This is a genomic window from Nonomuraea longicatena, from assembly GCF_039525605.1.
In the GTDB taxonomy this organism is placed as follows: Bacteria; Actinomycetota; Actinomycetes; order Streptosporangiales; family Streptosporangiaceae; genus Nonomuraea; species Nonomuraea longicatena.
Window position 1 is genome coordinate 262,122 of record NZ_BAAAHQ010000008.1, and the last position, 15,508, is coordinate 277,629.

At 70.9% G+C, this 15,508-nt stretch carries 18 protein-coding genes and 3 tRNA genes; 12 read left to right on the forward strand and 9 right to left on the reverse strand.

Annotated elements, in window-relative coordinates:
* Window positions 1-83: 83 nt before the first annotated feature.
* The 3 genes from ABD120_RS10415 to ABD120_RS10425 are packed head-to-tail and all read right to left on the reverse strand — an operon-like array spanning window position 84 to window position 3,069.
* A complete protein-coding gene (locus ABD120_RS10415) occupies window positions 84-1,034 on the reverse strand; it encodes an ABC transporter substrate-binding protein (protein ID WP_343949550.1) in 951 nt (316 codons plus the stop codon).
* Entirely contained in the window at window positions 1,031-2,074 is a 1,044-nt protein-coding gene (locus ABD120_RS10420) for a FecCD family ABC transporter permease (RefSeq protein ID WP_343949551.1), read from the reverse strand. Before ABD120_RS10420 ends, ABD120_RS10415 begins: the two co-directional genes overlap by 4 nt.
* Window positions 2,071-3,069, reverse strand: a complete 999-nt coding sequence (locus tag ABD120_RS10425) for a FecCD family ABC transporter permease (RefSeq protein ID WP_343949552.1) — start codon at window positions 3,067-3,069, stop codon at window positions 2,071-2,073. The genes ABD120_RS10420 and ABD120_RS10425 overlap by 4 nt, the downstream gene beginning before the upstream one ends.
* A gap of 136 nt (window positions 3,070-3,205) precedes the next feature.
* On the opposite strand from ABD120_RS10425, the gene ABD120_RS10430 reads away from it, so the two are divergent.
* From ABD120_RS10430 to ABD120_RS10440, 3 genes are read left to right on the forward strand one after another with little or no spacing between them, the layout of a single operon-like run.
* Window positions 3,206-3,586, forward strand: a complete 381-nt coding sequence (locus ABD120_RS10430) for a DUF2255 family protein (RefSeq protein ID WP_343949553.1) — start codon at window positions 3,206-3,208, stop codon at window positions 3,584-3,586.
* Window positions 3,586-4,230, forward strand: coding sequence for a response regulator transcription factor (locus tag ABD120_RS10435; RefSeq protein WP_343949554.1), 645 nt, complete (start codon window positions 3,586-3,588; stop codon window positions 4,228-4,230). Before ABD120_RS10430 ends, ABD120_RS10435 begins: the two co-directional genes overlap by 1 nt.
* Window positions 4,231-4,262: 32 nt before the next feature.
* Window positions 4,263-4,679, forward strand: coding sequence for a pyridoxamine 5'-phosphate oxidase family protein (locus tag ABD120_RS10440; RefSeq protein ID WP_343949555.1), 417 nt, complete (start codon window positions 4,263-4,265; stop codon window positions 4,677-4,679).
* Here ABD120_RS10440 and ABD120_RS10445 read toward each other — a convergent pair.
* Entirely contained in the window at window positions 4,657-6,255 is a 1,599-nt protein-coding gene (locus ABD120_RS10445) for a sensor histidine kinase (RefSeq protein ID WP_343949556.1), read from the reverse strand. The two genes, ABD120_RS10440 and ABD120_RS10445, sit on opposite strands and share 23 nt — an antisense overlap.
* Before the next feature lie 38 nt (window positions 6,256-6,293).
* Window positions 6,294-6,524: a DUF3040 domain-containing protein gene (locus ABD120_RS10450; RefSeq protein ID WP_343949557.1), complete on the reverse strand. Its 231-nt coding sequence runs from the start codon at window positions 6,522-6,524 to the stop codon at window positions 6,294-6,296.
* Between the two features lie 204 nt (window positions 6,525-6,728).
* Here ABD120_RS10450 and ABD120_RS10455 point away from each other — a divergent pair, with 204 nt between their 5' ends.
* Entirely contained in the window at window positions 6,729-6,998 is a 270-nt protein-coding gene (locus ABD120_RS10455; protein ID WP_343949558.1) for a dsRBD fold-containing protein, read from the forward strand.
* A gap of 3 nt (window positions 6,999-7,001) precedes the next feature.
* Here ABD120_RS10455 and ABD120_RS10460 read toward each other — a convergent pair whose 3' ends face one another.
* Complete coding sequence (locus tag ABD120_RS10460) at window positions 7,002-7,643, reverse strand: pyridoxamine 5'-phosphate oxidase family protein (RefSeq protein ID WP_343949559.1); 642 nt, start codon at window positions 7,641-7,643, stop codon at window positions 7,002-7,004.
* 17 nt (window positions 7,644-7,660) lie between these two features.
* The gene (locus tag ABD120_RS10465; protein ID WP_343949560.1) at window positions 7,661-8,503 is read right to left on the reverse strand and encodes a universal stress protein; all 843 of its coding nucleotides are present in this window, start codon (window positions 8,501-8,503) and stop codon (window positions 7,661-7,663) included.
* 147 nt (window positions 8,504-8,650) lie between these two features.
* Between ABD120_RS10465 and ABD120_RS10470 the strand changes: the two genes are divergently transcribed.
* Window positions 8,651-9,118, forward strand: a complete 468-nt coding sequence (locus ABD120_RS10470; RefSeq protein WP_343949562.1) for a DUF6328 family protein — start codon at window positions 8,651-8,653, stop codon at window positions 9,116-9,118.
* Here ABD120_RS10470 and ABD120_RS10475 read toward each other — a convergent pair.
* A complete protein-coding gene (locus tag ABD120_RS10475; RefSeq protein ID WP_343949563.1) occupies window positions 9,093-9,374 on the reverse strand; it encodes a virginiamycin B lyase family protein in 282 nt (93 codons plus the stop codon). The genes ABD120_RS10470 and ABD120_RS10475 overlap by 26 nt on opposite strands.
* Before the next feature lie 78 nt (window positions 9,375-9,452).
* On the opposite strand from ABD120_RS10475, the gene ABD120_RS10480 reads away from it, so the two are divergent.
* Genes ABD120_RS10480 through gltX form a run of 3 tightly spaced genes read left to right on the forward strand, consistent with a single transcriptional unit; the run spans window position 9,453 to window position 12,213 of the window.
* On the forward strand, window positions 9,453-10,031 hold the full coding sequence (locus ABD120_RS10480; RefSeq protein WP_343949564.1) for a dienelactone hydrolase family protein: 579 nt from the start codon (window positions 9,453-9,455) through the stop codon (window positions 10,029-10,031).
* 30 nt (window positions 10,032-10,061) lie between these two features.
* Window positions 10,062-10,838, forward strand: coding sequence for a fumarylacetoacetate hydrolase family protein (locus ABD120_RS10485; RefSeq protein WP_343949565.1), 777 nt, complete (start codon window positions 10,062-10,064; stop codon window positions 10,836-10,838).
* Window positions 10,839-10,881: 43 nt separating this feature from the next.
* Entirely contained in the window at window positions 10,882-12,213 is a 1,332-nt protein-coding gene (gene gltX, locus ABD120_RS10490) for a glutamate--tRNA ligase (protein ID WP_425563956.1), read from the forward strand.
* A 44-nt stretch (window positions 12,214-12,257) separates the two neighbouring features.
* On the opposite strand, the gene ABD120_RS10495 is transcribed toward gltX, so the two are convergent.
* Window positions 12,258-14,228: a M3 family metallopeptidase gene (locus ABD120_RS10495; protein ID WP_343949567.1), complete on the reverse strand. Its 1,971-nt coding sequence runs from the start codon at window positions 14,226-14,228 to the stop codon at window positions 12,258-12,260.
* 159 nt (window positions 14,229-14,387) lie between these two features.
* On the opposite strand from ABD120_RS10495, the gene ABD120_RS10500 reads away from it, so the two are divergent.
* The 4 genes from ABD120_RS10500 to ABD120_RS10515 all read left to right on the forward strand — a co-directional run bounded on the left by ABD120_RS10500 (window position 14,388) and on the right by ABD120_RS10515 (window position 15,461).
* Window positions 14,388-14,459 (forward strand) — tRNA-Gln (locus ABD120_RS10500).
* A 152-nt stretch (window positions 14,460-14,611) separates the two neighbouring features.
* Window positions 14,612-14,687: transfer RNA gene (locus ABD120_RS10505), tRNA-Glu, on the forward strand.
* Between the two features lie 19 nt (window positions 14,688-14,706).
* Window positions 14,707-14,779: transfer RNA gene (locus tag ABD120_RS10510), tRNA-Glu, on the forward strand.
* 499 nt (window positions 14,780-15,278) lie between these two features.
* The gene (locus ABD120_RS10515) at window positions 15,279-15,461 is read left to right on the forward strand and encodes a hypothetical protein (RefSeq protein ID WP_343949568.1); all 183 of its coding nucleotides are present in this window, start codon (window positions 15,279-15,281) and stop codon (window positions 15,459-15,461) included.
* Window positions 15,462-15,508 lie beyond the last annotated feature (47 nt).

Consider the following 15,508-nt stretch of genomic DNA (forward strand, 5'->3'; position numbering starts at 1 on the left):
GGCCGGCAGCAACCCCCGGCGGCGGGCCTCGCCTCCAGGTCCGTGGCGATGCGGCCCCGGACCACGCGTTCCACGACCTCCGGCTAGGACGGGAGTTTCATCGCGGCGGAGAAGTCCTTGAGGAACTCCAGCGCCGACAGCGCGCCGTAGCCGTTGTTCCACAGGTCGTTGCGCACGATCCGCACCCGGTCCTCCTTCACCGCCTTCAGCGCCCGCCACGTGGGCGACGCCTTGGCCTCCTCCAGCGCCGTCTCCGCCTCGGGGTTGAGCGAGCTGATGAAGATGTGGTCGACGTCGATCTCGTCGAGGCGCTCCATGCTCAGCGTCTGGCCGTGGCCGCCCTTCTCGACGTCGACGAGCTGCGGGAACCCGTACCCCATCTCCTTCATGAGCTGCCCGGCCTGCATCCCCCGGTACATCGGCGTCGGCCCGTCCGCGCCCCAGCGGACCAGCACGACCTTGGCGCCCTTGACGTCTCCGGCCGCCTTCTTGACCTCGCCGAGCCGCGCCTCCACCTCGCCGATGAGCCGGGTAGCGACCTCCGGCTTGCCGAACGCGTCGCCGGACTTGGTGATCACCTCGCGCCAGGCCCAGAACTCGGCCGCCGGGTCGCCGACGACGACGGTGGGGGCGATGCGGGTGAGCTCCTGGTAGGCGGCCTGGTCCACGCCACCGGCGGAGCCGACGATCAGGTCGGGCGCGGTCTTGGCCAGCGTCTCGTAGTCGATCTCGCGGATGGCGCCGACGACGGGGATGCCCGCGACCTTGTCGGCGACGTACCGGTTCGGGGTGTTGAGGCCGCGGGTGGTGGTGACGCCGACGGGCTTGATGCCCGCGGCGAGCGCGAAGTCGAGTGTCTCGTCACCGAGTACGGCGATGCGCTGCGGCGCGGCGGGGACCGGGGTGCTGCCGTAGGCGTGGGCGACCTGCCGGGTGGACCCGGCGGTTGCGGCGGGGGAGGCGGCGGATCCGGTGCCGCACGCGCTCAGGGTCAGCGCCGCCAGCGCGGCGGCGGCGGTCAGCCAGGTTCTCATGGTTCTCTCTTTCCGTTCGATGTCCGGGTGGCCAGCAGGTAGATGAGCCAGGGGCCGCCGGCGAGGGCGGTGACGATGCCGACGGGGACGTCCGCGCCCGCCAGCACGTGCCGTCCGGCGAGGTCGGCGGCGGCGGTGAGCAGCGCGCCGAGGATCGCGGCGGTGACCAGGCCGCCGTCGGGCCGCCGTACCAGCCGCCGGGCGAGTTGCGGGGCGACGAGCGCGACGAAGCCGACCGGCCCGGCCACCGCGACGGCGGAGGCGGCCGAGAGGACGCCGACGGCGATCAACGCGAGGCGGGAACGTTCCAGGGTGAGACCGGTGGAGCGGGCCACGTCGTCGCCGAGGGCGAGTGTGCGCAGGCGGGGCGCGAGGCAGGCGGCGAGCGGCAGCACCACCGCCAGTGCGGTGGCGAGCACGCCGACCTGCTCCCAGCCGAGCCCGTTGAAGCTGCCGAGCATCCAGTTGTGGGCGCGCTCCGCGGCGTGGACGTCGGAGAGCATCAACGCGTACGTCGTGGCGGACACCGCGCAGGCGTTGATCCCGATGCCGACGAGGATGAGCCGCACGCCGTTCAGCCCGCTTCGGTAGGCCAGCAGGTAGACGGCCGTGGTCGCGAGTGCGGCCCCGGCGAAGGCCCCGCCGATGAGCGGTGCGGTGGCGGCCACCCCGGACAGCATCATGATCACCGCTGTCAGGGCCGCTCCGGACTCGACGCCGAGGACGTCCGGGCTGGCCAGGACGTTCCTGGCGAGCGTCTGGAAGATCGCGCCGGACAGCCCGAGCAGTGCCCCGACGAGCACGGCGGCGACCGCCCGGGGCAGCCGGAAGCGCTGCACGATGTACGCCTGGCCGCCGGACCCGCCGGTCAGCGCGTCCACGACCTGGCCGAACGCCAGCGGGTAGTCGCCGAAGCAGACCGCCGCGACGAGCAGTGCGAGCAGCCCGAGCAGGGCGGCGGCCGAGACCAGCAGCGCGCGCGGGAAGTACCGGAAGGAGAACCCGGGGCCGCGTACGGCCCGGCCGAGCGCCCGGTTCACAGGGCGTGCACCGCCCTTCTGCGGACGAACCAGATGAAGATCGGCGCCCCGATCGCGGCGGTGATCGCGCCCGCCTGCACCTCGGAGGGGATCGCGACGACCCGCCCGGCGAGGTCGGCGGCGAGCAGCACCAGCGGCCCGAGCAGCGCCGAGTACGGCAGTACCCACCGGTAGTCGGGTCCGGCCAGCGCCCTGGCCACGTGCGGGACGGTCAGGCCGATGAAGCCGATCGGCCCGACGGCGGCGACCGCCGTACCGGACAGCAGGACGACGGCGAGCGCGGCCCCGGCCCTGACCAGGCCGACCCGCTGTCCGAGCGAGCGGGCCAGGTCACCGCCCATGGCCAGCATGTTGAGACCCCTGGTGAGGCCGAAGGCGAGCAGCGCCCCCGCGAGGAGGAACGGCGCGACGGCGGGGAGCAGGCCGCCCTTGACGGCGGCGAGCGAGCCGACGCTCCAGAAGCGGAACTCGTCGAAGGCCGTGGAGTCGGCGAACAGCACGAGCGAGGTGGCCGAGCCGACGAAGGCGCTGACGGCGGCTCCGGCGAGGGCGAGTCTGACCGGTCCGGCGCCGTCGCGGCCGCGTGATCCGATCAGCCAGACGGCGCCGCTGACGAGCGCGGCCCCGGCGAAGGCGAACAGGACGTAGGCGTGAAAGTGCGTGAGCCCGAACCCGTAGACGGCGGCGACGACGCCGAAGGCGGCTCCGGCGTGGACGCCGAGGATGCCGGGGTCGGCGATGGGGTTGCGGGTCAGGCCCTGCATGACGGCGCCGGCCAGGCCGAGTGCCGCGCCGACGAGCAGTCCCGCGGCGGTGCGGGGGATCCGTAGTTCCCACACGACGTTGTCGGCGAATCCGGTTCCGGGGGTGATCAGCGCGCCGATCACGTCGGCAGGGGGGATGAACCGGCTCCCGATTCCGACCGACAGGACGGAGACGGCCGCGACGGAGACGCCGAGAACGACGAGTCCGGAGATCAGCCCGCGTTTGGGCACGCCAAAATCACCCCAATGCACGCAAAAGCGACGAGAAGTAAGGGAAGGCTAGCCTAACTTAAGATCTGAGGGGTATCCGCAGACGCTCGCTTGGCCGGCCCCCGGGTAGGTCACCGTCCACGGAGAGGAGCCCGACATGAGCACCACATGGACCACCGACGAACTCACCAGGATCCAGGGCGCCGACGAACTCCAGATCGCCGCGCGCGGAGACGACGGCGCGCTCCGGGACCCCGTGACGATCTGGGTCGTCCGCGACGGCGACGACCTGTTCGTTCGCTCCTTCAGGGGGAGCGGCGGCCGCTGGTTCCGGGCCGCGAGCGCCAGCCACGCCGGACACGTACAGGCCGGTGGCGTGGACAAGGACGTCACCTTCAGCGAGGAGAACGACCGGGGCGTCAACGAGCGCGTCGACGCCGCCTACCGCGCCAAGTACGGCCGCTACGACGCCGCCTACGTCGACCCCATGGTCGGGCCGGAGGCCCGCGCGACCACCTTGCGCCTCGTGCCGAACTGATGATCAAGGTCTTCCTGGTGGACGACCACGAAGTCGTACGGCGCGGCGTCGCCGCCCTCCTGGAGGCCGAGGACGACATCGAGGTCATCGGCGAGGCGGGCACGGCCGAGTCCGCCGTCGCCCGCATCCCGGCGCTGCGCCCCGACGTCGCCGTCCTGGACGTGCGGCTGCCGGACGGCAGCGGCGTCGAGGTGTGCCGCGAGGTGCGTTCGCGGCTGCCGGACCTCGCCTGCCTCATGCTCACCTCGTACGCCGACGACGACGCCCTGTTCGAGGCCGTGATGGCGGGCGCGGCGGGCTACGTGCTCAAGCAGATCCACGGCTCCGACCTGGTCGGCGCCGTCCGCACGCTGGCCGCCGGGCAGTCGCTGCTCGACCCGCAGACCACCTCCGCGATGCTGGCCCGGCTGCGCGAACAGGCTTCGAAACCGGACCCGCTCGCCGCCCTGTCCGAGCAGGAGCGGCACATTCTGGACCTGATCGGAGAAGGGCTCACCAACCGGCAGATCGGCGAGCGGATGTTCCTGGCGGAGAAGACCGTCAAGAACTACGTCTCCAACCTGCTGGCCAAGCTCGACCTGCGGCGCCGTACCCAGGCCGCGGCCCTTGCCGCACGGCTGCGAAGTAAGGACCAAAGCCTCTAACCGCCGAGCGTGCCGCGCCGGATGCTGGCTGTATGCAACGGGATGCGTCCGGCCTGCAGGTGCTCACGCGTGGGGAATGCCTGGACCTGCTGAGGACGGCGCAGATCGGCCGGATCGTCTTCACCGACCGTGCCCTGCCCGCCGTCCAGCCGGTGAACTACTGCCTGTACGGCGAGCACATCGTGATCCGTACGGCCGGCGACTCCAGGCTGGCGGCGGCGACGCGCCGCAGCGTGGTCGCCTTCGAGACCGACGAGTTCGACCCCGGCGAGCGGACCGGCTGGTCGGTGATGGCGGTCGGGCACGCGCGCGCCTCGCTGGAGCCGGAGGAGCGCGCCCGGCTGGCCCGGCTGCCGCTGTCGCCGTGGACCTCCGGCGGCGACCACTACATCGTGGTGGCGATCGAGATGCTGTCCGGCCGCCGCATCACAGCGGCACTGACCAGCTGAGCCGGGTGCCGCCCGCCGGAGGGGACTCGACCGCGAAGGTGCCGCCGAGCTGGCGTGCCCGATCCTCCAGATTGGCCAGGCCGCTGCGCCTGCCGTCGGGCGAGACGCCCACGCCGTTGTCGGAGACCACCACCGTCACCCGTCCGCCGGACGCCTCGACGGCCACGTCCGCCCGGCTGGCCCTCGCGTGCCTGACGACGTTCGACAGCGCCTCGCGCAGCACCGCCAGCAACTGCTCGGACACGGGCGGCTCGACCACGGTGTCCAGGCCGCCCTCCATCAGCAGGCCGGGACGGAAGCCCAGATGCCCGCCCGCGCTCTCGACGATCTCGGCGATCCGGCCGCGCAGGCTGTCGCCGCCGATGCCCTGGAGGGCGAAGATGCTGGAGCGGATCTGCCTGATCGTCTCGTCCAGCTCGTCCACCGCGTGCCGGATCCGCTCGCCCGCCTCGGGCCGCTCGACCAGCCGCATCGCCCCCATCAGCGTCATCGCCACCGCGAACAGCCGCTGGATGACCACGTCGTGCAGGTCCTTGGCGATCCGGTCGCGATCCTCCAGCAGGCTGAGCCGTTCGGCGTCCATACGCGCCTCGGCCAGCTTCAGCGCGATCGTCGCGTGCCCGGCGAACGCCTCCAGCATGCGCTCGTCGGCGGTGCTGAACGGCAGCCGCCCGGAGCGCCTGGTCATCGCCAGCACCCCGCGTACGGCGGGCGGCGCCCCCAGCGGCACCAGCAGCCGCATGTCTCCCTCGGTCAGCGAGCGCCCCGACGTGAACACCGCACCGGCGGGCGAGGTCCCCACCTCGCACGAGGTGCCGACCAGCGCGCCGGACCGCTGCCCTTCCGCGATCTCCACCACCAGGCGGCCGGCGTCGTCCGGCAGCATCAGCTCGACCACGTCGGCGTCGGTCATCTCCATCGCCCGGCCGGTCAACATGGCCAGCACGTCGTGCGGGTCGGCGCCGGACAGCAGGCTCGTGGTGATCTCGGAGGAGGCCCGCAGCCACATCTCCCGCCGCCGCGTCTGCTCGTACAGGCGGGCGTTCTCCACCGCCACACCCGCCGCCGTCGCCAGGGTGACCACGATCGCCTCGTCGTCCTCGTCGAACTCACCGCCGCCGCGTTTCTCCGTGAGGTACAGGTTGCCGAACACCTCCTCGCGCACCCGGATCGGCACCCCGAGGAAGGTGCCCATCGGGGGATGGCCGGGCGGGAAACCGTAGGAGTCCGGGTGGTCGGCGATCCGGGCCAGGCGAAGCGGCCGGGCGTCCTTGATCAGCGACCCGAGGAGGCCGAGGCCGTGCGGCCAGTGCTCGATCTTGGCGATCTCCTCCTCGGTCAACCCGACCGGGACGAACTCGATCAGCCCGCCGCCGCGGCCGATGACGCCGAGCGCGCCGTAACTGGCGTCCACCAGGTCGGTGGCGGTCTCGACGATGCGCCGCAGCACCGTCTCCAGGTCGAGCTCACTGCCCATCGACACGACGGCGTCGAGCAGCGCGTGCACCCGGTCGCGGGAGGCGACCACCGCGGCCAGCCGCACCTGCAGCTCGGACAGCAGCTCGTCCAGCCTCATACCAGCAGTTTCTGCCCCCCGAGCCGGTACGGCAAAAGCTACAGCAGGGCGGCGAGCGACAGCATGGCGGAAAGGACGACGAACAGGAACAGCAATACGGCCACCCGGTGCCTGCGCACCCAGACGGTGGCCCGCGCCCGGTGCGTCGGTTCCTGAAGGGCCAGGCCGCTGATGGCGTTGACCCGGCGGACGAACGCCGGATCGTCCCGGTTCAGCCCCTCCTCGATGCGGGCCAGGGCGCGCCGTTCACTCCACGTCAGGTCGTCCATAGCCGTCACCGCCTCCTCTCTTCCGAGGAGCCACCTACTCCGACCGTAAACCCGCAGGTACCCGGTGGTGAAGGGCCGGAAGGTCCGTGACCGGTGGGACGAAGGTCCCTGCCCGTCCGGAAGGCGGGGAAATAGGGACCTTCGACCCTGGCAGCTGCGATCCGGCCGGGCCTGCAATGGGAGGACGAGCCACAGGAGGACGTCATGCACACCAAGCAATGGACCGTTCAGGTCATCATCAACGAGGACGACGAGGGCAGGACCTCGGCCCGCGCGGTGCTGTCGGCTCCGGGCAGCAGATGGCACGAGAGCGAGGGCGTCGCCAGACGGCATCCGGACGACATGTCCATCCCGGAGATCGGCGACGAACTGGCCGCCGGCCGGGCGCTCATGGCCCTGGCGCAGGAACTGCTGTCCGATGCCGCCAGCGACGTCGCCATGGGCGGTGCGGGGCAGTGGGCCGGGCGGGTGTGACGCTCACCCGGCGTGGATCCGCCGGCCGCTGACCCGGTGGGGGACGATCGTGACGTAAAGGTCGCGCTCGCCGCCCGCCCACGGGGTGATCTCGATCTCGGGCGCCTCGGTCAGGTGGTGGGCCGGACCCTGGACGAGCACGCTCCAGCCCTGCCTGTGCGCCTCGTCGAACCGGTCGACCTCGAAGGCGATCATCACGTCCACGCCTTCGAGGCCGGACCGCAGCTCACTGTCCATCGGCCCGCCGTCGGCCGTCCTGAACACGATCGTGCCCGCGTCCAGCCGGTAGTTCACCGGCAGCACCGTGACGCCGCGCAGCCCCTCGTAGGCGATGCGCCCGATGCCACCCGGCTCGATCAGCCGCAGGCACTCCTCCTTCTCAAGCTTCTCCAGCACGGGGTGCGCCATCGCGGGGGCGCCGCCCGGCGGACGGTCGCCGCCACCGCCGAGCAGGTCCTCGACCGTCGTCCGCAGGGCGCCCGCGAGCCGCGTCAGCGACGCACAGCTCGGCGTGCCCGTCTGCTCCTCCAGATAGCGCAGGTATCCGGGCGACATACCGGCCAGCTCGGCGACCTCCTCGTGGGTGAGCCCGAGTCTCTCGCGGTGGTGGATGATGCGGCGTCCCAGATCGCTACCGGCTGTCATGATGTGTCACTCCTCGTTCAGGCCCGTACGACGGCGACCGCGCAGTGGGCGCGGTGCAACACCCCGTGGCCGACGGAGCCGAGCAGCGCCGAGCGCAGGCCGCCGCGCCCGTGGGAGCCGACCACGACCATGACCGCCGACTCGGAGGCGTCCGTGAGCGCCTCCGCCGGGTTCGCGTTCCGGACGTCCTCGACCACCTTGACGCGGGGATGGGCCAGGCGGAACCGGTCGAGCCGCGCGGTCGCCGCCTCCGTGCGCGCCGAGGTGATGTCGTCGGGGTCGTAGGCGACCTGGGGCGCGTACAGGTGCATGGGCGCCTCCCAGGCGTGCAGCGCGCGCAGGGTGGTGTCGCGCAGTTCGGCCTGGCGGAAGGCGTACTCCAGCGCGGGGTCCGAGGCGGGCGTGTCGTCGAGACCGACCACCACCTCGCCGCTCTGCGAGTCCTGCTCCGGCCGTACGACGACGACCGGGCAGCGTGCGTGCCCGGCGACGTGCGTGCTCACCGAGCCGACCATCACCCCGGCGAGCGCGCCGGCGCCCCGGCTGCCGAGCACGATCTCGGCGGCGCCCGCGGCCTGGTCGCGCAGCGTCCTGGCGGGCGCCCCCTCGACGACGGCCGTGGTCACCTCGACGCCCGGCTGGCGCTCGACGACCAGTTCCACGGCCTCCTTGACCATGCGCTGGGCGGTGAGCACGGGCAGGTCGGGTTCGAGCGGGTCCAGAGAACGGGAGATCAGGTACGGCTCGCGGTCGAGGACGTGCACGACCAGCAGCGGCTGGGCCATCCGCACCGCGTCGTCGGCCGCCCACACGGCGGCGGCGCGTGCGGCGACGGATCCGTCGACACCCACGACGATCATGGCGGCTCCTTTCCTCCACCTTCCAGGCAAGCGCCCCGGTGGAGGGCGGGCCAAGAGCCGAAGGTCCCGGGTGCCGGGGTCCAACGTCCGGAATCAGGTTTTCCCAGGTGAAAGGCCGGAAATTTACGTAATGGAGAGGCGGGGGATGTGAACGGCGGACGCGAGGGGGAGACCCGCGAGATGCGGGCCGACCGTAACTTCATGGAACTGCTCCAAGGCGCCCGCGTCGCCGTCACCGGCGTCCAGGTGTTGTTCGCCTTCCTGCTCACCGTGCCGTTCTCGGCCGCCTTCCCCCGGCTCGCCACCCTGGACCGCTGGCTGTACTTCACCGCCCTGGTCGCCGCCGCCGTCGCCTCCGTCTGCTACATCGCCCCTGCCGCCCAGCACCGGGTCGTCTTCAGGAGGGGGCTCAAGGAGACGCTGGTCCGTCGCGCCAACCTGTACGCCATCGCCGGGGCGCTGGCCCTGCTCGTGTCCATGACCGCGGCCACCGCACTGGTGGTGAAGTACCTGTTCGGCGGCTGGACGGCGGTGGTCACGGCTGGGGCGGTCGCGCTCCTCGGGCTGTGGACCTGGTTCGGTCAGGCGTTCATGATGCGCCGCCAGGGTCCCTGACCCTGCTCACGCGGCCGAGCGCACCGATCTCCAGCGCCGTCCACAGGGCGCCGTCGAGGCCGAGGGCGATGCCGTGCGGCTGGGAGTCGGGCGTGGGCAGCGGGTGGACCTCGATGTCGCTGTCGGAGCCGATCGAGCCCACCCGGTTGGCGCCCCACTCGGTGAACCACAGGTGGCCGTCGGGGCCGGTGGTGAGCCCGTACGGCCCGCTCTCCGGGCCGCAGAGGCGGTGCTCTTCGATGCGGATGTCGGTCATATATGGTCCCTTCACCAGGCCGGGGCCGATCAAGTCCGGCCGTCCAATGATCACATCGACCGGCGAAGCGGAGCGACCATGGCCGAGGTACTGCTGTTCCACCATGCCCACGGGCTGACCCCCGGGGTCCTGGAGTTCGCCGGGGAGCTCAGGCGGGCCGGGCACGTCGTTCACGCGCCCGATCTGTACGAGGGGCGGGTCTTCGACGTCTTCGAGGAGGGTGTCGCGTATGCCCAGAATGTCGGGTTCGGTGTGCTCGCCGAGCGCGGCAGGGCCGCCGCCGACGGACTTCCGGCGAGCCTGGTCCCCGCCGGGTTCTCGCTCGGCGTGCTGCCCGCGCAACTCCTCGCCCAGACCCGGCCGGGAGCCGGGGGCGCGCTGCTGTTCGAGGCGTGCCTGCCCGTTTCCGAGTTCGGCGACACGTGGCCCGAGGGCCTGCCCGTCCAGATCCACGGCATGGCGGACGACCCGGTCTTCACGGGCGAAGGCGACCTCGACGCGGCCCGCGCGCTCGTCCGTTCGGCCCCCGACGCCGAACTGTTCCTCCACCCCGGAGACCGGCACCTGTTCGCCGACAGCGGCCTGCCCTCCTACGACAAGGAGGCCGCCGAGCGGCTGCTCGGCCACACGCTCGCCTTCCTCGCACGGCTCGCGTAGCGACATCTGACGGGGCGATAGCCTTGTCGGGTGCGTATAGCGAGGTTCTCCACAGGCGAAGGTGTCGCGTTCGGCGTGGTCGAGGGCGGTCCGGGCGAGGAGTTCGTCTCCACGGTCGCCGGCCACCCCTTCAACCAGGTGCAGTTCACCGGTGAGCGCTACCCGCTGGCCGAGGTCAGGCTGCTGTCGCCGATGCTGCCCAGCAAGGTCATCGCCATCGGCCGCAACTACGCGGCGCACGCCGAGGAACTCGGCAACGACGTTCCGGAGGAACCGCTCATCTTCCTCAAGCCGTCCACCTCGGTCATCGGCCACGGCGAGCCCATCGCCTACCCGACGTCGCTGTCCGACCGCGTCGACTTCGAGGGCGAACTGGCCGTCGTCATCGGCCGCCTGTGCCGCGAGGTGCCCGTCGAGCGGGTCAAGGACGTCGTCTTCGGCTACACGTGCGCCAACGACGTCACCGCCCGCGACCTCCAGAAGAAGGACGTGCAGTTCACCCGGGCCAAGGGGTTCGACACCTTCTGCCCGCTCGGTCCCTGGATCCAGACCGACCTCGACCCGAGCGACCTCGCGCTGACCACGACGGTCAACGGCGAGGTCCGCCAGAGCGGGCGCACCAGCCAGCTCATCAACGACATCCCCGCGCTGGTGGCCTACGTCAGCGCGGTCATGACGCTGATCCCCGGCGACGTCATCCTCACCGGCACCCCGGCGGGCGTGGGCCCGCTGCAGGTCGGTGACGAGGTCGGCGTCACGGTCGAGGGGATCGGCACTCTTACCAACAAGGTGGTTTCCCGTGACTGAGCCAGACGCCGTCAGGGTGCGTTTCGCGCCCTCGCCCACCGGCATGTTCCACGTGGGCAGCGCCCGCGCGGCGCTGTTCAACTGGGCGCTCGCCGAGCAGTCCGGCGGCCGGTTCATCCTGCGCATCGAGGACACCGACACCACGCGCAACCGGCCGGAGTGGACCGAGGGCATCATCGCCGCCCTCGACTGGATCGGCGTCAACGGCACCAACCCGGCGTTCGAGGGCCCCTACTTCCAGTCGGCCTTTGAGCCGCAGCACCGCGAGGCGGTCGGCAAGCTGCTCGCCGACGGCCGGGCCTACTTCTGCGACTGCACCCGCGAGGACGTCCAGGCCCGCACCGGCTCCGAGCACAAGGGCTACGACGGCCACTGCCGCAGCCGGGGCCTGAGCGCGGGCGCGGTCCGCTTCCGCATGCCGGACGAGGGCCTCACCGTGATCGACGACCTGGTACGCGGCCGCGTCGAGTTCCCCAACGACGCGCAGGAGGACTTCGTCATCGCGCGCTCGGACGGTTCGCCGCTCTACGTGCTCGCCAACGCCGTCGACGACATCACGCAGGCCGTCACCCACGTGGCCAGGGGCGAGGAGCACCTGCCCAACGCGGTCAGGCAGCAGCACCTGTGGCCCGCCCTCGGGGCCCGTCCGCCGGTGTGGGCACACCTGCCGGTGATCGTCAACGAGCAGCGCAAGAAGCTGTCCAAGCGCCGCGACAAGGTCGCCCTGGAGGGCTACCGCGCCGAGGGCTACCTGCCCGAGGCCATGGTCAACTACCTGATGCTGCTGGGCTGGGGTCCGGGCGACGACCGCGAGATCATGCCGTGGTCGGAGATGGTGCCGCTGTTCCGGTTGGAGGACGTCAACTCCGCCAACGCCTTCTTCGACGAGAAGAAGCTGCGCGCCTTCAACGGCGAGTACATCCGCGCGCTGCCGCTCGACACCTTCGAGGAGCGCTGCGCCCCCTACCTCGACCCGGCCTGGGACCGCGAGACCTTCAGCAAGGTCGCGGCGCTGGCCCAGACCCGCATCGGGGTGCTGTCGGAGATCCGGCAGAACGTCGACTTCCTCTTCCTCGACGAGCCTGACTTCGACCAGGGCTCGTGGGACAAGGCGATGAAGAACTCGCCGGAGGAGATCCTCGACGGCTATCTCGGCCGGCTGGAGCTCCTCAACTGGGACACCGACTCGCTCAAGACCGCCCTGGAGGAGGTCGGCGCCCAGTACGGACTCAAGCTCGGCAAGGCGCAGGCGCCCGTACGCGTGGCGCTCACCGGCCGCACGGTCGGGCTGCCGCTGTTCGAGTCGATCGAGGTCCTCGGCCGCGAGCGCACCCAGGACCGCATCCGCGCGGCCCTGGCCCGCCTGCGGGGCTGATCACCGGGTCAGGGCCCGCCCGTCGCGGGCCCTGACCGGGCTGCTCACACCAGGCCCCGGCGCTCCAGGAGCGGCCGGATGCTCGGCTCCCGGCCCCGGAAGTTGCGGAACAGCGTCAGCGCGTCGAGGCTGCCGCCCTTCGACAGCAGCTCCCTGCGGAAGTGGTCGCCGTTCTCGCGCTTGAGGCCGCCGTTCTCCTTGAACCACTCGACGCTCTCGGCGTCGAGGACCTCGCTCCAGATGTAGGAGTAGTAGCCGGCGCTGTAGCCGCCCGCGAAGATGTGGGCGAAGTAGTTGGTACGGTAACGCGGCCGGACGAGCCTGACGGCGATCTGGGCGGCTTCGAGGGCCTTGGTCTCGAACGCCTCGGCGTCCTCCACGCTCTCGCCCGGGGCGAGCCGGTGCCAGGCCCAGTCGAGCAGGGTCGCGGCGAGGTACTCGACGGTGATGAAGCCCTGGTTGAACTTCTCCGTCGCCTTCATCTTCTCGACCAGTTCGGCGGGCATCGGCTCGCCGCTCTCGTGGTGCTTGGCGTAGTTGGCCAGGATCTCCGGCCAGGTCGCCCACATCTCGTTGACCTGTGAGGGGTACTCGACGAAGTCGCGCGGCACGTTGGTGCCGGACACGCGGGGGAACCGTACCTCGGAGAACAGGCCGTGCAGGGCGTGGCCGAACTCGTGGAAGGCGGTGTTGACCTCGTCGAAGGTCAGCAGCGTCGGGCCGTCGGCGGGCTTGGTGACGTTCAGGTTGTTCATCACGACGGGCCGCTCGCCGAACAGGTACGACTGGTCGACCAGGTTGTTCATCCACGCGCCGCCGCGCTTGGTCGGCCGCGCGTACGGGTCGAGGACGAACAGCCCCAGCTCGGAGCCGTCCTCGTTGCGCACCTCCCAGACCGAGACGTCGTCGAGGTAGCCCCGCAGGTCGGAGCGGCGGGTGAAACTGAGGCCGTACAGCCGCTCGGCGGCGTGGAAGATGCCGTCGCGGAAGACCCGGTCGAGCTCGAAGTAGGGGCGCATGGCGTCGGCGTCGAAGTCGTAGGCCGCCTGGCGCACCTTCTCGGTGTAGAAGGACCAGTCCCACGGCTCGATCTCGAACCCGGCCTGCTCGGCCAGCGCCCGCGCCTCCTTGTCCGCGTTGCGTACGGCGGGGCCGACGAGTTGCCCGAGCATCTCCTCGACGGCGGCCACGGTCTTGGCCGTCTGGTCGGCGACGCTGTAGGCGGCGTGGTCGGGGAAACCGAGCAGCGCGGCCCGCTCGGCGCGCAGCGTCGCCATCGTGGCGGCGAGCTCGAAGTTGGCCGACGCGCGTTCGACGGACAGCGCGTAGAGCCTGCGCCGCGTCTCGCGGTCGGTGAGCTGGGCCAGGGCGGGCTGGTTGGTGAAGTTGAGCAGCGGCAGCACGTAGGTGCCGTCCTCCTGCTTGAGCGCCTTCACGCGGGCCGCGTCGAGCCCGGCGAGCTCGGCGGGGTCGTGCACCACCAGGGCGGACTCGGTGCTCGCCTTGAGGAGGTTCTGGGCGAAGTCGGTGGAGAGGGTGGACAGCCTCTCGTTGAGCTCCCGAAGGCGCGCCTGGTCGCTCTCCGACAGGTCCGCGCCGGCGCGGACGAAGTCCTCGCGGTACTTCTCCAGCAGCCACGACTCCTCGGCGTCCGAGGTGTCGACCTGCTTGATGCGGGCCCACAGCGCGCGGTTGAGACGGATCTCGTCGCTGTGCTTGGTGAGCCTGGGGGAGATCTCCTTCTCGATGGCCATGATGCCGTCGGTGGAGTCGGAGGCGGCGATGCTGAAGAAGACGGAGCTGACGCGGGAGAGGATCCGTCCCGAGCGCTCCAGCGCCGCGACGGTGTTGCCGAAGGTGGGCGCCTCGGTGCTCGCCGCGATGGCCTCGGCCTCGGCCAGGTGCTCGGTCATGCCGCGTTCGAAGGCGGGCAGGTAGTGCTCCTCCTTGATCGCCGCGAAGTCGGGAAGCTGGTACGGCAGAGTGCTCGGCGAATAGAACGGGTTCCCAGCCAACGGGTGACTCCTCATGCGATGGTTTGTCCCCTTAGCTTGGCATGGCGCGATGGTTTCCGCGCAGGTTGGCGGCGGTTCGGGTAATCGTTTTGGTGCTCACCCCGAAGCTGGGCTATTCTTTCGGACGTCGCCAGGTGAGCCCTGAGGGGTCCACTTCGGTGGGGTATGGTGTAATTGGCAGCACGACTGATTCTGGTTCAGTTAGTCTAGGTTCGAGTCCTGGTACCCCAGCTTTCAAGGATGTCCGAATGATCGGGCATCCTTTTTCGCGTTCACCGGGTGTGAGATCCACGCGGCCGGGGTAAGCGGTTTGGTTGTGCTCGTCAGGGTGCGGTAGAGTTACCTGCGTCGCCGGGGGAACCCGGCGCCTCACTTGTGGTCAGGGTCCCGTCGTCTAGTGGCCCAGGACGCCGCCCTCTCAAGGCGGTAGCGCCGGTTCGAATCCGGTCGGGACTACCACTGCCACAGGTGCCGCTCAGGTCCCGTCGTCTAGTGGCCCAGGACGCCGCCCTCTCAAGGCGGTAGCGCCGGTTCGAATCCGGTCGGGACTACATCTCTTTGTGCGGAACTCTCCGCTTTTCTTCCTTTTACGGCAGAGCCGCCCACCACCACTCGCCGCCGTCGGCGCACGGCCGTTCTCCACGCTTCTGACCCGCGTCACTTTCTCACCGTGACGTCGTCCGTGCCGGCGAAAGCGGGGCATCCGCCCTTGCCGGTGAAATCGTGATGTCGTCCGAGCGCGTGTAGCCGTGGCACGCGAGTGAGCTGTAGCGAGGCCCGTGCGTCTGAGAACTGTCGGCGTGCGCTGTCAGACTGCCCCGCGACGAGACCCCCGACGCGAAGGCATCGACGTGAGCGCTCCTCCGCTGCTGAACGAGTACCGCATGCCCGACCTCCTGCCGCCGGATCCTGTGGAGCCGGTTCCCGAGCAGGTCGGCGACGCCTTGAGCCACTACCGGGCGGGTGCGGTCGCGCAGGCCGGTGAGAGACTCACCGGCCTGGCCGAGTCCGGCCGACTTCACAGACGTCGGGAGTGTTCTGCTCGGCCAGTTGCTCCTGTCCGATGGTGAACCGGAAGCGGCAGAAGGGGCGCTGACCGCCGCTGGGGGCAGTGGATCCGGGGTGATCAGCGGCTACGCCGGACACCTGCGCGGCCACATCCTGATCGGCAGGGAAGACCTCGACCCGGCCGCCGACCTGCTGGAGGCGGCGGCCTCCACGATGAACGCCTGACGGGCTGGAAGCCGTCGGTGCGGCCGGCTTCCAGCCGTGGGCGAGCC

What these genes read in the sequence shown, in the direction of transcription:
- ABD120_RS10415 (WP_343949550.1), bottom strand. Translation starts at nt 1,034, where the DNA reads ATGAGAACCTGGCTGACCGCCGCCGCCGCGCTGGCGGCGCTGACCCTG.
- ABD120_RS10430 (WP_343949553.1), top strand. Translation starts at nt 3,206, where the DNA reads ATGAGCACCACATGGACCACCGACGAACTCACCAGGATCCAGGGCGCC.
- ABD120_RS10435 (WP_343949554.1), top strand. Translation starts at nt 3,586, where the DNA reads ATGATCAAGGTCTTCCTGGTGGACGACCACGAAGTCGTACGGCGCGGC.
- ABD120_RS10440 (WP_343949555.1), top strand. Translation starts at nt 4,263, where the DNA reads ATGCAACGGGATGCGTCCGGCCTGCAGGTGCTCACGCGTGGGGAATGC.
- ABD120_RS10445 (WP_343949556.1), bottom strand. Translation starts at nt 6,255, where the DNA reads ATGAGGCTGGACGAGCTGCTGTCCGAGCTGCAGGTGCGGCTGGCCGCG.
- ABD120_RS10450 (WP_343949557.1), bottom strand. Translation starts at nt 6,524, where the DNA reads ATGGACGACCTGACGTGGAGTGAACGGCGCGCCCTGGCCCGCATCGAG.
- ABD120_RS10455 (WP_343949558.1), top strand. Translation starts at nt 6,729, where the DNA reads ATGCACACCAAGCAATGGACCGTTCAGGTCATCATCAACGAGGACGAC.
- ABD120_RS10460 (WP_343949559.1), bottom strand. Translation starts at nt 7,643, where the DNA reads ATGACAGCCGGTAGCGATCTGGGACGCCGCATCATCCACCACCGCGAG.
- ABD120_RS10465 (WP_343949560.1), bottom strand. Translation starts at nt 8,503, where the DNA reads ATGATCGTCGTGGGTGTCGACGGATCCGTCGCCGCACGCGCCGCCGCC.
- ABD120_RS10475 (WP_343949563.1), bottom strand. Translation starts at nt 9,374, where the DNA reads ATGACCGACATCCGCATCGAAGAGCACCGCCTCTGCGGCCCGGAGAGC.
- ABD120_RS10480 (WP_343949564.1), top strand. Translation starts at nt 9,453, where the DNA reads ATGGCCGAGGTACTGCTGTTCCACCATGCCCACGGGCTGACCCCCGGG.
- gltX (WP_425563956.1), top strand. Translation starts at nt 10,882, where the DNA reads ATGTTCCACGTGGGCAGCGCCCGCGCGGCGCTGTTCAACTGGGCGCTC.